Origin of the sequence: Photorhabdus akhurstii (genome assembly GCF_018448925.1) — a bacterium.
Taxonomy (GTDB): domain Bacteria; phylum Pseudomonadota; class Gammaproteobacteria; order Enterobacterales; family Enterobacteriaceae; genus Photorhabdus; species Photorhabdus akhurstii.
The window spans coordinates 1-18,142 of record NZ_RCWE01000004.1 but is presented as its reverse complement, the minus strand read 5'-3'; the positions used below and the strand labels follow the sequence as shown (position 1 = coordinate 18,142).

Below are 18,142 nucleotides of genomic sequence, written 5' to 3'. Positions count from 1 at the left end.
TAATACCCTGAAATTCACTTCACACTCAGGATGTCACTATGGATTATCAGTTGAACCTGGACTGGCAGGCATTTTTGCATAATCATTGGCAAAAACGGCCTTTACTGATTAAACAAGGCTTCCGTCAATTCATTGATCCCCTTACTCCCGATGAACTCGCGGGTCTGGCTATGGAAAATGAAGTTGACTGCCGCCTAGTCAGCCAGAAAAATGGCCGTTGGGATGTCTCTCATGGTCCATTTGAAAGTTACGATCATTTAGGTGAAAAAGAGTGGTCACTGCTGGTACAAGCGGTTAATCATTGGCACCATCCTTCCGCCGCATTAATGCAACCATTCCGCATATTATCTGACTGGCGGATAGACGATCTGATGGTCTCCTTCTCTGTTCCCGGAGGTGGTGTTGGTCCGCATCTAGACCAATACGATGTATTTATCATTCAAGGAATGGGTCGCCGTCGCTGGCGCATCGGGGAAAAGCTACCAATGGAACAGCGCTGCCCTCACCCCGATCTATTACAGGTTGATCCCTTTAATGCCATTATTGACGAAGAGATGGAGCCAGGCGATATTCTCTATATCCCACCTGGATTTCCGCATGAAGGTTATGCCATCGAAGAGTCACTAAATTATTCAGTTGGTTTCCGCGCCCCCAATTCCCGTGAGCTTTTCAGTAGCTTCGCCGATTATGTGCTGGCTAATGATTTAGGCAGCTATCGTTATAACGATCCTGATCTGACTTTCCGTGAAAATCCAGCACTGGTCCAGCCGCATGAATTATCAAAGCTACATGCCATGATGAACGAGTTATTGGCACAACCTGACACTTTCCAGCAATGGTTTGGTGAATTCATCTCTCAGTCACGGCATGAACTTGATATTGCTCCACCAGAACCACCTTATGAAAGTGATGAAATTTATGAATTAATGAAACAAGGTGAAAATCTCCACCGCCTTAATGGACTACGAGTTATAAGGATTGGTGATCAGTGCTTTGTTAACGGTGAATTAATAGATACGCCTCATATTAAAGCGGCTGATGTTCTTTGTCACTATTATGAAATTAATGCCGAAATGCTTGGTGAAGCGATAGATGATGTTCGTTTTATCAGGCTGCTCACTGCATTGGTTAATAGTGGTTACTGGTACTTTAATGATTGATACCTCACCTCAAAAGGTTAATTTCAATAGAGTTATCAAAGATCATTAATTCTGTTTAGCGCCTAATTTAGTTATTAACTCGCTGCCTTTGAATCAGATCCTCTGATTCAAAGGCAATTTTGGGATTTGTATATTAAAGGAAAGCACAAATGAATCATGCTGTTTCTATCACTCACAAACAGAAAGCAAGACCTATTAATTTATTGCATATATCGAAAAACAACACAGCAAATTATCGACTTAGTTAATGCTGCACAACGACGGACTTATTTCCGATTTTTTAGACAACAATGCGGTTAATTCAGCAATACGCATGACAACATTGACAGCCTGTTCCATGCCTTCCAACGAAACAAATTCATGTTTACCATGATAATTATACCCTCCCATGAATATATTCGGGCAAGGTAGACCACGGAATGACAATTGCGCGCCATGAGTACCACCACGAATAGGTTTAATAACGGGTTCAATATTACAATCCAGCATTGCTTGTTTGGCAATCTCAATAACATGCGGATATTTGATAACTTCATCATGCATATTGTAATAATTGTCATCGATAGTCAGTTCGATATAACAACCAGAATGCAACCCTTCACCGGCTTTTTCAGCAATTTTAATCATCTTCTTTTTACGCTCTTCGAAGTTATTCCGATCAAAATCACGAATGATATAGTGCATTTCAGCACGCTCAACCGTGCCTTTAATACGTTGCAAATGATAAAAGCCTTCATATCCATCGGTATGTTCCGGTGTTTCTTCTGATGGCAATGCCTGATGGATATGGATCGCCAGCGATAATGCATTGATCATGATATTTTTAGCATTACCAGAGTCGATATTATTGCCAACAATCTTAACGGTTACTACTGCCGCATTGAAATTCTCAAACGCCAATTCACCTACACCACCACCATCTACAGTGTATGCCCATTCAGCATCAAATGAATTAATATCAAAATAGCTTGCTCCCTTACCTATCTCCTCATCAGGTGTAAACGCAATCCGAATATCACCATGTAAGATATTGCTATTTTTCAGACGAACCATTGCAGTAATGATTTCCGCAATACCCGCCTTATCATCGGCGCCAAGCAGCGTTTTACCATCGGTGGTAATCAATGTTTTCCCTAACATGTTATGCAAGATAGGAAACATAACCGGCGATAACACTTCATTACCCGCTCCCAGAGCAATCTCGCCGCCTCGATAATTTTCCAACATTTGTGGACTGACATTTTTTCCAGAGAAATCAGGTGAAGTGTCAAGGTGAGCAATAAAACCGATAGCAGGTACAGGCCAAGATGTATTGGCAGGTAATGTCGCCATCACACAACCATGAGCATCCTGTACCACATTGGAAAAACCTAATTCGATCAGTTCCTGCTTCAGCGCGTTAGCAAGTTCGAGCTGTCCATGACTACTGGGAATAGTCTTCGCTGACGGCTTTGACTGAGTATCAAAGGATATGTATTTAAAAAAACGTTCTAGTAATCTGTCCATTATTCTCTTCCCCCAGGGATTTTGTTACCCATTATGAGGAAGAGAAACACAATAATTATTGCGTCAAATCAGCTTTAAATTCTTTAATACTATCAATTAACCTTCTGGCATACTCATCTACTATCTTACTAGCCGGCCCATAATGCTTTTCATCAAATAAACTTTCCACCTGACTCGGTTCTAAGTTCAACTCTACCGTGTGCGCCCCTGCCAGTTTAGCTTCATGTACAAACCCAGCCGCAGGATAAACATGGCCTGAGGTGCCGATAGCGATAAAAATATCTGCCTGAGCCAGTGCGGAATAGATCTGTTCCATCTCCAAAGGCATTTCACCAAACCAAACAACATGTGGACGCAATGGCGAGGGGAACTGACAACAATGGCAGCGTTCATCTGTCGTCAAATCGCCTGTCCACTCAAACACTTGTCCAGATTGGCAACAACGAATTTTGAGCAATTCACCATGCATATGCACCGTACGATAGCTGCCCGCCCGCTCATGAAGATTATCGATATTCTGAGTAATCAATAAAAAATTATCGCCAAGCTCACGCTCCAGCGCGGCTAAAGCATAATGCGCTGCATTCGGTTTTATTTCTGATTGCTGAAGTTGATGACGACGAGCATTATAAAATGCCTGCACCAATTCTGGATCTTTCTGAAATCCCTCAGGTGTGGCAACATCTTCCACCCGGTGCTCTTCCCACAACCCATCAGAAGAGCGGAAAGTCCGAATACCCGATTCGGCCGAAATACCGGCCCCCGTCAACACCACGATGTAAGGTTTTTTCATATTAAGCGCCAATCGATTATCCCTATAAAAAATCCGGCTACGAAATCTCTGTTGTCTCAAACGTTTAACCTTACGAAGTCGGCCAAGCCGACTAAGCCGACGACGAACTCGCATACTGACTTCCTTTAAGATTTCTTAAATGCTGCTTAGGTTTCTGTTTTTTACACCATAACGTTTTGATCAGCTCATGCCAATAATAGATTAATTATTTTCCACTTAAAATTCGGGCCGGATCAAGTCTACTTGCTCGTCGCGCCGGATACCAACTGGCCAATAAACTCAGAATCAGAGCCGTCGCCAGAACATACAGAACATCCATGCCATGTAACTCAGATGGCAGGAAATCAATGAAGTAAACATCGCCAGAAAGAAATTGATGCCCGATCAACTTTTCCAACCCATGAATCAGCGCTGTCAGATTCAGTGATGTCAACACACCGGCTACAACACCGGCAATACTGCCCGTCATACCCGTCAGTAACCCATACCAGAGAAAAACTGCTCTAATTTGCCTATCTTTAGCGCCAAGAGTTCGCAGGATAGCAATATCACTACTTTTATCTTTTACCGCCATAATCAAGGTAGAAACGATATTAAAACACGCTACGCCAATCACCAGAATCATCGCCAGATACATAATGCTACGTACCATCTGAATATCATGGTACATATAGCCATAACTTCTCATCCAACTGCTGATATAGACATACTCTTGTGATGCTTCCCCGGCAGACCTTACCCGCTGATCAGCGGCAAATACATCATCGACCTTGAGCGCAATGCCCGTGATTCCCTGTCCATAATCCAAATATTGTTGCGCGTCAGCCAAAGGAATCAGAGCCAGACTATGATCAAGCAAGCCGCTCAATTGAAAAATCCCGCTAACCTGCAAACGAATTCGTTTCGGTTGCAACAATTTCATCTCAGGATCATTGTTCGGGATCATAACAGTCAGCCAGTCACCCTGTTTAACCTTCAAGGCATTAGCAACCCCCTGCCCCAGAATGACCTGTTGATGACCTGCCTGAAAATCTTGCCAGGCATTATCTTGTACAAATTGCGGTAATGAGCTGACCTGAGATTCAGTGGCTAAATCAACGCCTCTCACCTGAACCGCATGTAAGCTGGCGCCTTTTTCCATCAAGCCAGTGAAAGTAATATAAGGTGAAGCAGCAACCACGCCAGTTGTGTTTTTTACCCGTTCCAATGCAGGTTGCCACTGTTCAAAAGGCTGATGAACCGTATAGATTTCACCATGAGGAACAACAGAGAGGATGCGGTTTCTCAATTCTCGTTCAAAACCATTCATGGCACTCAGACCAATAATCAGAACAGCGACACCAAGCATAATCCCTAGCGTAGAAATCACAGAAATCAGAGATACCATACCGCCACGGCGACGCCCGCGACTAAATCGCAAAGCAGTGACCAAAGAGAGAGGCAAATTCGCCATTACAACGCCCCCGCCAGGGTCAATTTATCCTGTAAATAACCATCACGCATTTCCACCTGACGATTTAATCTGCCGGCGAGATTCAAATCATGGGTGACGACCAGAAATGCCGTGCCTTGCTGCTGGTTGAGCTCGCCCAGTAATGCAAAAATGCTATCTGCATTACGTAAATCGAGGTTGCCGGTAGGTTCATCCGCTAAAACTAAAGAGGGTTCATTCACCAACGCTCTGGCAATTGCCACACGCTGGCGTTCACCTCCCGATAATTCTGATGGGCGGTGATGGGCTCGCTTCTCCAGACCAACAGCCGCCAGCATTTCTAATGCTTTCCTCTGCGCCTGATTACGATTTTTACCGCCGATCAACAGCGGCATAGCGACATTCTCTATCGCATTAAAATCTGGCAACAGATGGTGAAATTGATAAATAAAGCCCAATTCATGATTACGCAGTTCCGCCCTGGCACTGGAAGACATTTTATTCAACGAGCGCCCTTTAAACAGGACTTCACCAGAAGTCGGCGTATCCAATCCACCAAGCAAATGCAGAAGCGTACTCTTACCTGAACCTGAACTTCCCACAACCGCCATCATTTCACTCTGATTGATAGCAAAAGTGACATTTTTCAGCACCTCGGTCAGTACTTGTCCTTCCTGATATTTTTTACACAGATTATTACACAACAATAGTGGTTGATTATTCATAACGCAAAGCCTCAGCAGGTTGGACGGCAGCCGCACGCCAGGAAGGATATAACGTAGATAATAGGGCAATCGCCATCGCTGAAATTGCGATTGTAACAACCTGTAGCGGTTCAATGGCAACAGGCAGTTCAACCCCTGAGGTCAACAAGCCAATAAGCGGCATTAAGTTATTAAGCTGACTGGAAAGCAGAACACCAAGCCCAGTTCCCAGTAAAGTGCCGATGATCCCGGCTCCCGCGCCTTGGATCATAAAAATCGCCATCACCTGACGCCGTACCAGCCCCTGTGTTTGCAAAATCGCCACTTCACCCTGTTTTTCCATTACCAGTAAACCAAGCGAAGTAATGATATTGAATGCAGCCACAGCAATAATCAGGCTTAACAATAAGCCCATCATGTTTTTTTCCATCCTGACCGCTTGGAAAAACTCACCTTTACGTTCGCGCCAATCTTTCCACAACAATCCCTCAGGCAAGTTTTGTAAGCTCAAACTATCTACAGCCAATGGTTCTGAGAGATAGAGACGCCAGCCAGTAATGTGACCTGGCGGATAGCGCATCAGACGAGCCGCATCTTGCTGGTTAACCAGAATCTGTGTGCCATCGACTTCGCTATTAGATGCAAAAGTACCAATAACAGTAAATAGACGCTGACTAGGAATACGTCCCATTGGCGTCAACTGACTTGCACCTGGCACCATCAGGCGAATGCGATCACCACGTTTTACGCCAAGCTCCCCGGCTACTCTTTCGCCCAAAATAACATTGTAGCTACCGGGTTCAAGTTGATGACGATAAGCACCGTTTAAATATTCAGCCAGCGGCTCATATTCATCAGAAGTGATGCCCAACATCACACCGACACCGACATTCCGGGCGCTTTGCAATACCACATCCCCCGTCACCAATGGGGTAACCCTGTTAATCTGCTTTAGATCCGCAAGTTCACTAACAGGATGCGCTTTTGGGTCTAGCGAGCCGTTTACCGACGTCACAATCGCCTGTGGCATAAAGCCGAGAATGCTAGTTTCCAATGAACGCTCAAAACCGTTCATCACAGACAATACTGTAATTAATGCAGCAACACCGAGAGTAATGCCAATTGCTGATAGCCATGAGACAAACCGACCAAATTTGTCAGCCGCCCGGCCACGCATATACCGTAAACCTATAAATAATGAGACAGATTGAAACATGAAATCTGTTACGCCCCTGTTGCCAAAGCAAAGTGTTCGGGGATAATAAAGGGTAGTTATATTTTATGGAACCACCAACACCCAGATTCTGTGGTTTTTTTATTTTCTCTCAACCAGCCTGCGTGTTTACTTGAAGACCATATATGCGTCGAAAGCCCGTTGGGAATGGACTGAATCATAGAGAACACATTTACGCTTATGTCCTCAAAATATCGTTATGAACTTCCTGAGCGCCGCGGTGATAACCGTCAATTAGGTCGACTTATTGGCGCCGCTTGCGCTGTAGAGTGTGCTGAAATTATCGAGCGCCATCAAGGGCCTGTCGTACTGATAACCAAAGACATGCAAAACGCTTTGCGTCTGCATGATGAAATCCATCAGTTTACCGACTGCCCGGTTGATCTTCTTTCCGATTGGGAAACACTGCCGTATGACAGCTTTTCTCCCCATCAGGAAATCATTTCCAACCGCCTGTCTACACTTTACCGTCTGCCGACGATGACCAAAGGTGTTTTAATCCTGCCGATAAATACCTTAATGCAACGGGTTTGCCCTCATGAGTACCTTAACGGACATGCATTGGTTATGCATAAAGGTCAGAGACTCTCGCGGGACAAACTTCGTGCTGAATTAGAACAGGCCGGCTACCGTAGTGTCGAACAAGTTCTTGAGCATGGCGAATTTGCTACTCGTGGCGCACTACTTGATCTCTTTCCAATGGGAAGCGAGCATCCTTATCGTATTGATTTTTTCGATGATGAAATCGATAGCTTACGCATTTTCGATGTCGACAGCCAACGCACGCTAACTGAGGTTAAGCAAATCAACCTACTGCCTGCTCATGAATTCCCAACAGATAAAGAGACGATTGAACTGTTTCGCAGCCAATGGCGGGAACGTTTCGAAGTCCGTCGTGACAGTGAGCATATTTATCAGCAAGTCAGCAAAGGTACGCTACCGGCAGGGATAGAATACTGGCAACCATTGTTTTTCAGCCAACCTCTGCCTGCATTGTTTGATTACCTGCCTGATAACACCCTGATTCTTAGCCAAGAAATCAATAATGCCGCTGAACGTTTCTGGCAAGATATTCAACAGCGCTTCGAGAGCCGTAAAATTGATCCAATGCGCCCTCTCCTCCCCCCAGAAGAGCTTTGGCTTCCGGCGGATAAATTATTTTCAGCGCTAAAAAACTGGCCCCGCATTCAACTTAAAGCGGAAGAATTGAGTAAAAAAACGAGCCACGTAAACCTTGATTATCAATTACTGCCCGATCTTTCCGTTGTTGCACAAAATAAGGCGCCGCTGGATAAACTTCGCCGTTTCCTGGAACAATTCAGTGGCCGCGTAATTTTCTCCGTCGAAAGCGAAGGACGAAAAGAAGCATTACAGGAATTATTGTCACGAATAAAGATTAAACCAATTAAAATCAATAGATTAAATCAGGCGCAACAACCCGGCCACTTTTTGATGATTGGTGCCGCTGAACATGGTTTTATCGATACAAAGAATGAATTTGCTCTAATCTGTGAAAGTGACATGCTCGGTGAGCGTATTGTTCGCCGCCGTCAAGATACCCGCCGCACGATTAATACCGATACCCTGATCCGTAACCTTGCAGAATTACACCCCAATCAGCCGGTGGTCCATTTGGAGCATGGCGTTGGCCGCTACCAGGGGTTAACTACGCTGGAAGCAGGTGGTATCCAAGCTGAATATCTGATCCTAAGTTATGCCAGCGACGACAAACTCTATGTTCCGGTATCTTCCCTGCATCTAATCAGCCGCTACGCAGGTGGTGCTGATGAAAATGCCCCATTACACAAATTGGGCGGAGAAGCATGGAACAAAGCCCGCCAGAAAGCAGCCGAAAAAGTGCGCGATGTGGCCGCGGAACTGCTTGATATTTATGCTCACCGCGCCGTAAAACCCGGATTTGCTTTTAAACATGATTGGGAACAATACCAACTGTTCTGTCAGAGCTTTCCATTCGAAACGACCCCAGATCAGGAACAAGCGATTAACGCCGTTCTGAATGATATGTGTCAACCCGTAGCGATGGATCGCTTAATTTGCGGTGATGTAGGATTTGGCAAAACCGAAGTTGCAATGCGCTCCGCATTTCTGGCAGTCCATAATGACAAACAAGTAGCGGTCCTGGTTCCGACAACCCTACTGGCTCAACAACATTTTGATAATTTCCGCGACCGTTTTGCAAATTGGCCCGTACGTATTGAGATGATATCCCGCTTCCGCAGCGCCAAAGAACAGCAGCAAGTCGTTGAAATGGCAGCCGAAGGTAAAGTCGATATTATTATTGGCACGCATAAACTGCTACAAAGCGACCTGCGTTGGAAAGACCTTGGCTTGTTAATTGTCGATGAAGAACATCGGTTTGGTGTTCGCCACAAAGAGCAGATCAAAGCCATGCGTGCCGACGTCGATATTCTGACCCTTACCGCAACCCCAATTCCCCGGACGCTCAATATGGCAATGAGTAGTATGCGGGATCTCTCAATTATTTCGACCCCGCCCGCCCGTCGTCTGGCAGTTAAAACCTTCGTGCGCGAGTATGACAGTCTGGTTGTGCGAGAAGCCATACTGCGTGAAGTTTTGCGCGGTGGGCAGGTCTACTACCTCTATAACGATGTTGAAAATATTGAGAAAGCGAAACTGCGTCTCGAAGAGTTAGTACCAGAAGCACGGTTCGCAATTGGTCATGGGCAGATGCGTGAACGGGATTTGGAACGGGTGATGACTGATTTCCATCATCAACGATTTAATGTTCTGATTTGCACCACCATTATTGAGACAGGCATCGATATTCCAAGCGCCAATACCATCATTATTGAACGTGCTGACCATTTCGGCCTGGCCCAATTGCATCAATTGCGTGGACGCGTCGGACGCTCCCACCATCAGGCTTATGCTTACCTACTGACACCACATCCGAAAGCAATGACAACCGACGCACACAAACGTCTGGAAGCCATCGCCTCCCTTGAAGATTTAGGCGCAGGTTTTGCATTGGCAACTCACGACCTTGAAATCCGTGGAGCCGGCGAACTCTTGGGCGAAGAACAGAGTGGTCAGATGACAACCATCGGCTTCACTCTCTACATGGAGATGTTGGAAAGTGCTGTCGATGCACTAAAAGCAGGCCGCAAACCTTCACTTGAAGACTTGAGCAATAGCCAAACTGACGTTGAATTGCGGATGCCTATTTTGTTACCCGATGATTATATTCCCGATGTCAATATGCGTTTGTCTTTTTATAAACGTATTGCCAGCGCCAAGGAAGAATCAGAATTAACAGAATTGAAGGTTGAATTGATAGACCGGTTCGGCACATTACCTAATCCGGGGCGCCATTTATTACAATCAGCAGCCATTCGCTTGTCAGCTCAGAAGTTAGGTATTAAACGAATAGAAGCCCATGAAAAAGGAGGGTTCATCGAGTTTAGTGAGAAACATAAAGTCGATCCAACTTATCTCATCGGCCTGTTACAGAAACAGCCCGAAATCTACCGGTTGGATGGCCCCGCTAAACTGAAATTCATCACCGATCTGAACGAAAGAATGACACGTCTGGAATTCATTCAGCAATTACTTGATACTTTTGAACATCATCAAATCCATTCTTAAACCACTGTTAACTTCCCCTATGATTGATTACCAATCTGTGGGGAAGTAAATAAGATTCCAAAATAGCGCTACACCTTATACCACTCATAATTCCATATATAACAACGGGTTGGATAAGGCTATGTGTAGCAGAATTATGAAACGCTATTTACTGCAATTTAATTCACATTTCATAACTCCTTTTTTCTACGTAATCCCGCCAAAATCGAGGCCAATATTCATTTGTACTATTGAATAATTATGCTGTGATCTATTCATCAATATTTATTCTAAGATAACAATCCTATGACAATATGCATATAAAATGAAGATTACTAATCTGATTGGATTATGGGAAAATTTTATTTACGAAAGATAATAACTAGATATAGTCATAATAATGGTCTTTATGATCAACCTCATGCAGTAATTTACTTTAATGATATCTTCCCCCATTAAACTCATAATTTTTCCTTATGCAAAAATCACATCATATAATTATTAACAATATATTAATAGCAAAAAAATGCCTTATTTACCTTATTCAGAATCAATTTCAGCAAAAAACGACTAATATAAAATTAGCCTCAATCTCATTGCACATCGCTCATTTAACTTTAACTAGTGTCTAATTGAAGTGATCGTACCAGTTAACGAATGTTTTAATAACCCTATTAAACGGTGCCTTAATGTAACAATCAATCAAATATATTGACTAATTATATAAATCATATTCAAACATATTGTTTATTATTAAATAAATTATTAGATATTCTTAAATATTATATTATCTTTTAATTGCATTATCTTACACTTCGCCTATACCAATTAGTTGAACCGCTATTTATCTATTTTGAAAATAGATATACTTGCAACAAATATATGAGAAATCGTAATTATGCAAATTACCACCGCTAATAATATTACTTCCGAGAATGTTTCCACTAATAATATTTCTATGCAGATTCTGCGTGAGTTGTTGCAATATCGCAGACGCCTTACTGACGCAGGGAGGGATTCGGCTAAAGAAGAAGAGATTGTTAAAACTGTACAATTGCCCAGAATTGAACAATTTATCAAGAACAAAAAACCTATCGAATTTATTTTACCAGCATTCCCAACAAAATCACCAAACAGAAATAAAGTGCTTGGTACTGCTCCTGATATGGCAGAACGTCTATCTTTAATTTTTCTTAATTCTCTTTGCCAGCGTATCCAGCTTTATTATCCGCCTGGCGCCCGCATTATTATTTGCTCTGATGGGCATGTTTTCGGTGATCTCATCCACGTCAATGATACAGTTATCAGCCAATATCATGAAGATATTAAACAATTACTTCATGAAGTGGGTGCTATCAATTTAAGTACATTTAACCTTAATGACGATAAGGAACTTTGCGAACATAGTGATGATTTCAATTTACAGAGACATCTGTTAGTCAAACATTATGCCCGCCCGGAAGAGTCTATCAAAGACGAACTGTTGCAAAATAGTGATGGGTTACAATTATACCGTGCGGTCACCCGCTTCTTATATGAAGACAGCTTGTTACCCGGCTATACCGGATCAAACAATGCCCTACAAAAAGATGCCAAACAAAGGGCCGTCGGTGTTATTCAACGAAGTTGGGCATGGGGAAGTTTATTAGATACTCATTTTCCAAACGCCATACGTTTATCTATTCATCCTCAGCCAGCAAGTAGTATTAAACTTGGTATTCATATGATGCCAACCCGGGATGATTGGTTAACCCCTTGGCACGGTGTCGCAGCCAATGTAAATGGACAATTCATACTTATGAAACACAAAGAAGTCCAGATGATGGGTGGAAAGCTAGTTAATATTCATGGAAAACCCAGTCACTATGTAATTTAACGTAAAATGGTAATTTAACGTAATATGGTGATTTAAAGAGAAATTATAATTTAAAGGAAAATATCGATGACAGAATTAAATAACTTCCAGACAGAAGAGATAACCCCATTTGGTTTAAAAATTACTCCTCAATATTCCGATCAACATATTGATACATTATCAGTGGAACAACTGAAAGAACTGACTAGAAAACACAATCTGCTTATATTACGTGGTTTCAAATCTGACTTATCTGACCACAAAAAATATGAAGAATATGCCCATAATTGGGGAGAAATAATGATGTGGCCGTTTGGTGCTATTTTGGATGTTCGTGAACATCAAGATGCTACCGATCACGTTTTTGATAACAGCTATATGCCATTGCACTGGGACGGCATGTATAAACCGACCATTCCTGAATTTATTATGTTCCATTGCGCCCACGCACCTGAAAGTGACCAAGGGGGCAGAACAACCTTTGTCAATACTCGTCGTGTTGTTACTAATGCTACTCAACAGCAACTAGAACAATGGAAAAATATATCTATTACTTATCGCATTAATAAGGTCACTCATTATGGTGGAGAGGTTCATTCTCCTCTACTGGAAGAACATCCTGACGGAAACGGATACGTTATCAGATATAATGAACCAGCAATAGATGGAGAAAAATTCCTGAATAAGCATGCTATTGAATACCATAACATCAGCCCTGATCAAGTAGCGGAATTTCAGCAAGATTTCATCAAAACACTCTATGATAAACGCCATTTATATGCTCATACATGGAAAAAAGGCGATCTGGTGATTGTGGATAACTTCTCTCTGCTACATGGACGTGAAGGATTTACCTCCAAATCAGAACGGCATTTACAGAGAATTCATATTCAATCCAATCCAGTATTTAATAACCAAGCGTTAAGATCATAGTATTCTTATACGATAAAGAACTAGAAAGATTATTTGATTCCCATTGTAATTTATTGGGAGTCAAATGATCTATCTTTATGAAAAATTGCATTTATTAGTCGAACCCACCGTTTTCTTGAGCAAAATTAAAATCTGTTGAATTATCTCCTTCGCCAGCCTTGATAATCTCAGTATAACATTGACACGTTTATTTTGATTGTAAAAAAACAATTATCAACCAAAATCATTTTGCCATTATAGTCGTTATTAATAGCTGAAATATAAATTCTCTTGACCATAACACTGTTACCCTTTTTCGCCGCACGCTTACGCATCAAGTATAAATTAAATGGTCTGAGTCCAGTAAAATACAGGACTCGGACCTTAATGAAAGCGTGATTTGAATTTTCTGATTTTGGGGAGCAATTCACAAGGCCGAGGTAGTTTTGGCTGTCATATTTTTCAAACAAATATTAATTATAAAAAATTAACCTACTCCCACTGAATATTGTTTATAAAATAGTTTAATTTTAACCATTATTTAATAAATGTCCTTTTAACTCGAATAGATATAATAAAGTAAGGCACCCATACACATGCATAAAACACAGTTCTAAAAAGCAAGAAAAGATGATTATAATCCAGTTTTATTTCATATCCATAATGAGCCAACGCTAAATCGGTGATGACAAATAATGAGGTAAAAACTAACAGGATAATATAAAACAAAGGTGTTTTCTTCTTTTTTCTAAAGAAGAGAATAGATGTATAAAGTGCAATTCCAAAAATAATTGTAAAACAGAAAAACTCAAATCCTATAAGGATACGTAATTCACCCAGAGAATCATAACTAGAGTTTAAGATTGTCATTGTTTTATATGAACTAAATAAAGAGCCAAATATTGCAAAGATAAGATTTATTGCAGGTAAATAGAGAAACCCGCCAATGCCACTTAATTCTTTCTCTTCACATACTGCACAAAAGTCTGATTCATGTAATGCTGGACTTTCACATTTAATACACTTCATAAAATTTCTCCAAATAGTAATTTTAATCCAAAGATTGATTGTTAATTCACGTTAAATCATACAGGTGATAGTATATAAACTAATAACTTGTCAGTCCGATAAATACTCCTATTTTTAATGTAGTTATTTACATCTCCAAGTGAAAAAAAATATTTCACCTTGGCTTTTCCCTGAATTTTTCCTATTAACGCGCTGTAATCACTTTGTAATACCCGCAGTTCTTTGGCAACGGCAACACATTGCTCTGCACCAGTACAGCTTGTTATTCATGCCTGAACCTTGTCATACTCCTGCCGATATTTATCCCGGACAACAGAACAGCGGTTGATATCACCCTAACAATTAACCAGTTTCTCACTGCGCGATTGATTCTTCTCCACACTTAGGTGGTTATTGTCCACTATAATTTAGTGGACAATAAAGTAAAAATCCTAACTCAAGACTGGGATTCTGTATTAACTTTAAGACTGTTATAAAAATCTATAATGCTATTCAGATCAGTATTCCATTCAGATATTTTCATTCCGTCTTCATTGTACGTAGTACGCGACTCTATGAAGTTATTTATCTTCTCTGGAGTAAAACCTGGACACTCATCTAAAAAGAGGATGCTATTTTGCAAGAAAACTTCCTCACCTGAGAAATATATGACCCAAACAAAGATAAAATTTGTATAATCAGGTTCATACATTGATACAGCTAGCGCCACAGGTTTTTTACTGTGTATACCCTCCTCAAGAGAAGCTCGCCAACTCCGCTTGTAATCCTCAAAGCTCCAATAAGATAAAGGTATGTGAACTGCTTCTGTAAATGTATCAATAATAATTGTTGCAGGCAGAACTAGCTCATTGTTTTCTCTGATAGGTGCATCACCGGGAAATATACCAAACATCAATTAGTCCTTAACTCTGTTCAGATCACTATCGTAAGTCCCCATTCGCTTACCTCTACGGTCAAACATTTTCCAGCCATTAGTAACATTATGGCTATCAACATCGGGAGTAATATAGGTTTTACCATCAAAAAATACAGGTTGCCCATGTGAGTTAAATGATGCTTTAGGAGGAGCTATCCTCCGATCAAAGCCTAATTTCCCTGCTGCTTCTTGGGCTTCTTTTCCTTTCAGAGCCAGATAAGCTAAGTCGTCTTTATTCGGCTCTTCCGGAATCGGCGTAATTGTGGTACTTCCGCTAGTATCCGACTTACTTTCTGTGTTGCCGGTATGATTTGGTGCAACACCAGACCGATTTTCCTCGGTGCGATTCGATGCCTGGCCCACAACGCCCTGACGCGATTTTTTAGCCTGATAAGCCACTTTTCCCGGATGTAGTGAATTGCCCCTTTTAAATGCCGGATGATTATCTAACATTTGGGGGCAGTTCAGATTAACCGGGATTGATGCTATTTACTAAGTAGATAATTGTAACATTCTGGAAATTGGTAATTCTCTGGGATGTCCGGCCACTCTGAAGCCTTTAACAAAGAGTCGGCATCTTCTTTAAAAGAATCAAAAAAGCTTGACAGTCCCATTGCATACACTCTGATATAAACTAACGCCGCCTGCATTGCGATTTTGTCATCATTTAACTTAGCTTGTTTTAGTAATTCCTTTGCATTTTTTAGTGACTCGAAATTTCGTTCAAATAAAGCATCTTGTTTATCCTCATAGTCAATCAATAGATCTCCTTGATCTATTGGACATTCTGATATCTCTTTTGAAAGATAAAGATAAATATTTTTTAATTCATCGAAATAGTTTTCACTAATCATTTTAGTAATTTCCTCCCTTCAGCTTCCGCAGCCCTTGTTTTGACCAGATTAATGGAGCCATCCATATTTAACACAACTCTAAAGTTTCCTTTGTTATCAAAAACTTCAAGATGATTTTTATGTTTATTATCCAGATAGAACTGGTCACCTTTACGGATATTATCATTAATGTTCTTTGATGCTTTATAAACCGTTTGACCCTGATATATTTTACTGGTTTTTTGTGAACCTGCTTTCGCTTCGTTCCCAAACCCTGGCTGCTTGAAGAACTCTCCCATATTACCAACAGCCCCCTGATTCGGTTGATACGGTTGTTTACCTTTTCCAACATTTCCGCCGCCTTTTGCTCCAGCCTTACTGATCCCTCCGGCCACCCCCGCAGACGCCGCAATTCCCGTCTGCCCCATAATCTTCACGATTTCCTGGGTCGTTTCTTCTGAACCGCCGGTGACTTGGGCACGATGGAGCACCAAATTCCGTGATGCGTCAATATTTGACATGGCACCCCGTAAATCTGCCCATTCCCGCACTTCTGCCGGCGTGAGGGAATCCAGCCCCTGCATTCTGGCTTTTTCCTGAATTTCGCCTATTCGTGCGCTGTAATCACCTTGCAATGCCCGCAGTTCTTTGGCAACGGCAACGCACTGGTCAGCGCCTGAACACGTTGCTATCCGCTCCTGAACCTTGTCATATTCCTGCCGATATTTATCCCTGACAGTCGCACGACAACTGGTATCACCCTGACAATTAACCAGTTCCTCACTGCGTGATTGATTCTTCTCCACACTGAGGTGGTTATTGTCCACAACAACGCATTCCATTGCGAAGTTGACCGCCGGATACCAATTACCTCAATGTACTCAGTCGGTTACAAACGATTTTTCCCTGTGCAGCTTGATACCCAGCCTATAATGCCCCGACGCGCTTTTTCAGCCAGATAGTCCACTTTCCCCAGATGCGGTTAGAGAACAACAGCCTGCTCAGTAAGCAACCGTTTAACTTTACTACCGCCATTGTGATGTTGACGGAGTAGGCTAAAAAAACAGTCCCGGCTTTTACAAACCGGGGGGGTAAATATTTAGATAATATTTTTTTCTACTTGCTCTACAAGAGCACGGAATTCTCTAAAGTCAAAGTTCCATATTCCTCCATTCGGACAAGAAAAGATCTCTATTCTCATGCCATGCTCAGGTTCATTCGAGACTTCTGCTACTTGATCTGTACCCCAAAAGATCTCGTAAACAACATTCTCTCGATCTGGCAAGCTCGCTATTTGTGCTGTTAATTTATTTGTCATTTCGGTGGTTCCAAAAATCCTATAAGCCTACCTTGAGCATCATAACGTAATCCACGCCCATTAGAAGATATAACATCAGTAACTTGACCGTATCGTCCTGTATTACTTTGAATCACCTTTTTGTTCGGGTCATTCAATATACTATCTACAATTTTTTGGCCTTGTTCATTTATCGCAGATGGGTTTCCTTTAGCCTCTGGAAAAATGCTACCTGGCCGACTACCATGTTTTTGTAGAGCGCGACCAGCAAGTGTCAAATCGCCTTTTTTTGAGGCCGGATCTGTATATTTTGCTCCATTTGACAATTCATCAACTGACCATTTGCCAATATGATTGTTATTTCTGGCATTCTGCTCATCTTCTGGATCATGTCCTCCCGGTGTTCCTGTTCCTGAACCACCAAGTTCGGCTTTCTCTGAATCTGTCAGATCCTTTGATATATTGGGTTGATTCTCACCATCTACATAATCTGACGAACATACCCGGCCAAAGGAACATTGAGTCGCCTTATCTATAGATTCTCCCATTTCCTTCAATTTTTTGTCCACAGCTGAAGCTATCGTCTGATTTGCTTCATTTACGGCTTCACCCGTGTTTGAACCCGCTATCGGTGGTGGTGGCATTGGTACAGCTAGAGCATTATTATCCGCAACAACCCATTCCATTGCGAAGTTGGCCGCCGGACACCAATTTTCCTAATGCCCTCAGTCAGTTACCACCCGGTTTTTCCCGTGCTGCTTTGTCGCCGACCCCAAAACCCCCTGACGCGCTTTTCGCCCCCGAAGGCCGGTTTTTCCCGCCGTGCCATTGTCAGTGTCGCGCCTTTTTCGGCAACGGGCGAACG

General features: G+C 42.1%; 16 protein-coding genes. 4 read left to right on the top strand and 12 right to left on the bottom strand.

The genetic code is table 11. The features are described from left to right. The first annotated feature begins 38 nt into the window (after positions 1–38). Positions 39–1,160: a ribosomal protein uL16 3-hydroxylase gene (locus EAE93_RS06675; protein WP_214039351.1), complete on the top strand. Its 1,122-nt coding sequence runs from the start codon at positions 39–41 to the stop codon at positions 1,158–1,160. A gap of 240 nt (positions 1,161–1,400) precedes the next feature. Here the strand turns inward: EAE93_RS06675 and pepT are convergent, their stop codons facing one another. From pepT to lolC, 5 genes are all read right to left on the bottom strand, one after another. After that, a complete protein-coding gene (pepT, locus tag EAE93_RS06670; RefSeq protein ID WP_040152687.1) occupies positions 1,401–2,666 on the bottom strand; it encodes a peptidase T in 1,266 nt (421 codons plus the stop codon). Between the two features lie 55 nt (positions 2,667–2,721). Continuing rightward, complete coding sequence (gene cobB / locus EAE93_RS06665; protein ID WP_036805014.1) at positions 2,722–3,573, bottom strand: Sir2 family NAD+-dependent deacetylase; 852 nt, start codon at positions 3,571–3,573, stop codon at positions 2,722–2,724. A gap of 91 nt (positions 3,574–3,664) precedes the next feature. Next, complete coding sequence (lolE, locus tag EAE93_RS06660) at positions 3,665–4,912, bottom strand: lipoprotein-releasing ABC transporter permease subunit LolE (RefSeq protein ID WP_105399397.1); 1,248 nt, start codon at positions 4,910–4,912, stop codon at positions 3,665–3,667. Continuing rightward, complete coding sequence (lolD, locus tag EAE93_RS06655) at positions 4,912–5,616, bottom strand: lipoprotein-releasing ABC transporter ATP-binding protein LolD (protein ID WP_040152690.1); 705 nt, start codon at positions 5,614–5,616, stop codon at positions 4,912–4,914. Before lolD ends, lolE begins: the two co-directional genes overlap by 1 nt. Continuing rightward, positions 5,609–6,811 carry a lipoprotein-releasing ABC transporter permease subunit LolC gene (lolC, locus tag EAE93_RS06650; protein ID WP_214039350.1) on the bottom strand — a complete coding sequence of 401 codons (1,203 nt, stop codon included), beginning with the start codon at positions 6,809–6,811 and terminating at the stop codon, positions 5,609–5,611. Before lolC ends, lolD begins: the two co-directional genes overlap by 8 nt. Positions 6,812–7,009: 198 nt before the next feature. Here lolC and mfd point away from each other — a divergent pair, with 198 nt between their 5' ends. The 3 genes from mfd to EAE93_RS06635 all read left to right on the top strand — a co-directional run bounded on the left by mfd (position 7,010) and on the right by EAE93_RS06635 (position 13,223). Then, positions 7,010–10,456, top strand: a complete 3,447-nt coding sequence (gene mfd, locus EAE93_RS06645) for a transcription-repair coupling factor (protein WP_214039349.1) — start codon at positions 7,010–7,012, stop codon at positions 10,454–10,456. A gap of 877 nt (positions 10,457–11,333) precedes the next feature. Beyond that, the gene (pvcA, locus tag EAE93_RS06640; protein ID WP_036805003.1) at positions 11,334–12,311 is read left to right on the top strand and encodes an L-tyrosine isonitrile synthase; all 978 of its coding nucleotides are present in this window, start codon (positions 11,334–11,336) and stop codon (positions 12,309–12,311) included. A gap of 66 nt (positions 12,312–12,377) precedes the next feature. Continuing rightward, positions 12,378–13,223: a TauD/TfdA family dioxygenase gene (locus EAE93_RS06635; RefSeq protein ID WP_040152699.1), complete on the top strand. Its 846-nt coding sequence runs from the start codon at positions 12,378–12,380 to the stop codon at positions 13,221–13,223. A gap of 516 nt (positions 13,224–13,739) precedes the next feature. On the opposite strand, the gene EAE93_RS06630 is transcribed toward EAE93_RS06635, so the two are convergent. From EAE93_RS06630 to EAE93_RS06600, 7 genes are all read right to left on the bottom strand, one after another. Then, on the bottom strand, positions 13,740–14,231 hold the full coding sequence (locus EAE93_RS06630) for a DUF2569 domain-containing protein (RefSeq protein ID WP_214039348.1): 492 nt from the start codon (positions 14,229–14,231) through the stop codon (positions 13,740–13,742). A 436-nt stretch (positions 14,232–14,667) separates the two neighbouring features. Then, the gene (locus EAE93_RS06625; RefSeq protein ID WP_036804992.1) at positions 14,668–15,123 is read right to left on the bottom strand and encodes a hypothetical protein; all 456 of its coding nucleotides are present in this window, start codon (positions 15,121–15,123) and stop codon (positions 14,668–14,670) included. 3 nt (positions 15,124–15,126) lie between these two features. Next, positions 15,127–15,600: a toxin C-terminal domain-containing protein gene (locus EAE93_RS06620; RefSeq protein ID WP_036804989.1), complete on the bottom strand. Its 474-nt coding sequence runs from the start codon at positions 15,598–15,600 to the stop codon at positions 15,127–15,129. A 32-nt stretch (positions 15,601–15,632) separates the two neighbouring features. Beyond that, positions 15,633–16,001: a hypothetical protein gene (locus EAE93_RS06615; protein ID WP_036804986.1), complete on the bottom strand. Its 369-nt coding sequence runs from the start codon at positions 15,999–16,001 to the stop codon at positions 15,633–15,635. Continuing rightward, positions 15,998–16,822: a hemolysin BL-binding protein gene (locus EAE93_RS06610; protein WP_082302136.1), complete on the bottom strand. Its 825-nt coding sequence runs from the start codon at positions 16,820–16,822 to the stop codon at positions 15,998–16,000. Before EAE93_RS06610 ends, EAE93_RS06615 begins: the two co-directional genes overlap by 4 nt. A 257-nt stretch (positions 16,823–17,079) precedes the next feature. Continuing rightward, positions 17,080–17,298 carry a hypothetical protein gene (locus EAE93_RS06605; RefSeq protein ID WP_036774990.1) on the bottom strand — a complete coding sequence of 73 codons (219 nt, stop codon included), beginning with the start codon at positions 17,296–17,298 and terminating at the stop codon, positions 17,080–17,082. Further along, positions 17,295–17,963: a hypothetical protein gene (locus EAE93_RS06600; RefSeq protein ID WP_214039493.1), complete on the bottom strand. Its 669-nt coding sequence runs from the start codon at positions 17,961–17,963 to the stop codon at positions 17,295–17,297. The genes EAE93_RS06605 and EAE93_RS06600 overlap by 4 nt, the downstream gene beginning before the upstream one ends. Positions 17,964–18,142 lie beyond the last annotated feature (179 nt).

What these genes read in the sequence shown, in the direction of transcription:
- EAE93_RS06675 (WP_214039351.1), top strand. Translation starts at nt 39, where the DNA reads ATGGATTATCAGTTGAACCTGGACTGGCAGGCATTTTTGCATAATCAT.
- EAE93_RS06635 (WP_040152699.1), top strand. Translation starts at nt 12,378, where the DNA reads ATGACAGAATTAAATAACTTCCAGACAGAAGAGATAACCCCATTTGGT.
- EAE93_RS06610 (WP_082302136.1), bottom strand. Translation starts at nt 16,822, where the DNA reads ATGGAATGCGTTGTTGTGGACAATAACCACCTCAGTGTGGAGAAGAAT.
- lolE (WP_105399397.1), bottom strand. Translation starts at nt 4,912, where the DNA reads ATGGCGAATTTGCCTCTCTCTTTGGTCACTGCTTTGCGATTTAGTCGC.
- cobB (WP_036805014.1), bottom strand. Translation starts at nt 3,573, where the DNA reads ATGCGAGTTCGTCGTCGGCTTAGTCGGCTTGGCCGACTTCGTAAGGTT.
- pvcA (WP_036805003.1), top strand. Translation starts at nt 11,334, where the DNA reads ATGCAAATTACCACCGCTAATAATATTACTTCCGAGAATGTTTCCACT.
- mfd (WP_214039349.1), top strand. Translation starts at nt 7,010, where the DNA reads ATGTCCTCAAAATATCGTTATGAACTTCCTGAGCGCCGCGGTGATAAC.
- lolD (WP_040152690.1), bottom strand. Translation starts at nt 5,616, where the DNA reads ATGAATAATCAACCACTATTGTTGTGTAATAATCTGTGTAAAAAATAT.
- EAE93_RS06605 (WP_036774990.1), bottom strand. Translation starts at nt 17,298, where the DNA reads ATGACAAATAAATTAACAGCACAAATAGCGAGCTTGCCAGATCGAGAG.
- EAE93_RS06600 (WP_214039493.1), bottom strand. Translation starts at nt 17,963, where the DNA reads ATGGAATGGGTTGTTGCGGATAATAATGCTCTAGCTGTACCAATGCCA.
- pepT (WP_040152687.1), bottom strand. Translation starts at nt 2,666, where the DNA reads ATGGACAGATTACTAGAACGTTTTTTTAAATACATATCCTTTGATACT.
- EAE93_RS06620 (WP_036804989.1), bottom strand. Translation starts at nt 15,600, where the DNA reads ATGTTAGATAATCATCCGGCATTTAAAAGGGGCAATTCACTACATCCG.
- lolC (WP_214039350.1), bottom strand. Translation starts at nt 6,811, where the DNA reads ATGTTTCAATCTGTCTCATTATTTATAGGTTTACGGTATATGCGTGGC.
- EAE93_RS06630 (WP_214039348.1), bottom strand. Translation starts at nt 14,231, where the DNA reads ATGAAGTGTATTAAATGTGAAAGTCCAGCATTACATGAATCAGACTTT.
- EAE93_RS06615 (WP_036804986.1), bottom strand. Translation starts at nt 16,001, where the DNA reads ATGATTAGTGAAAACTATTTCGATGAATTAAAAAATATTTATCTTTAT.
- EAE93_RS06625 (WP_036804992.1), bottom strand. Translation starts at nt 15,123, where the DNA reads ATGTTTGGTATATTTCCCGGTGATGCACCTATCAGAGAAAACAATGAG.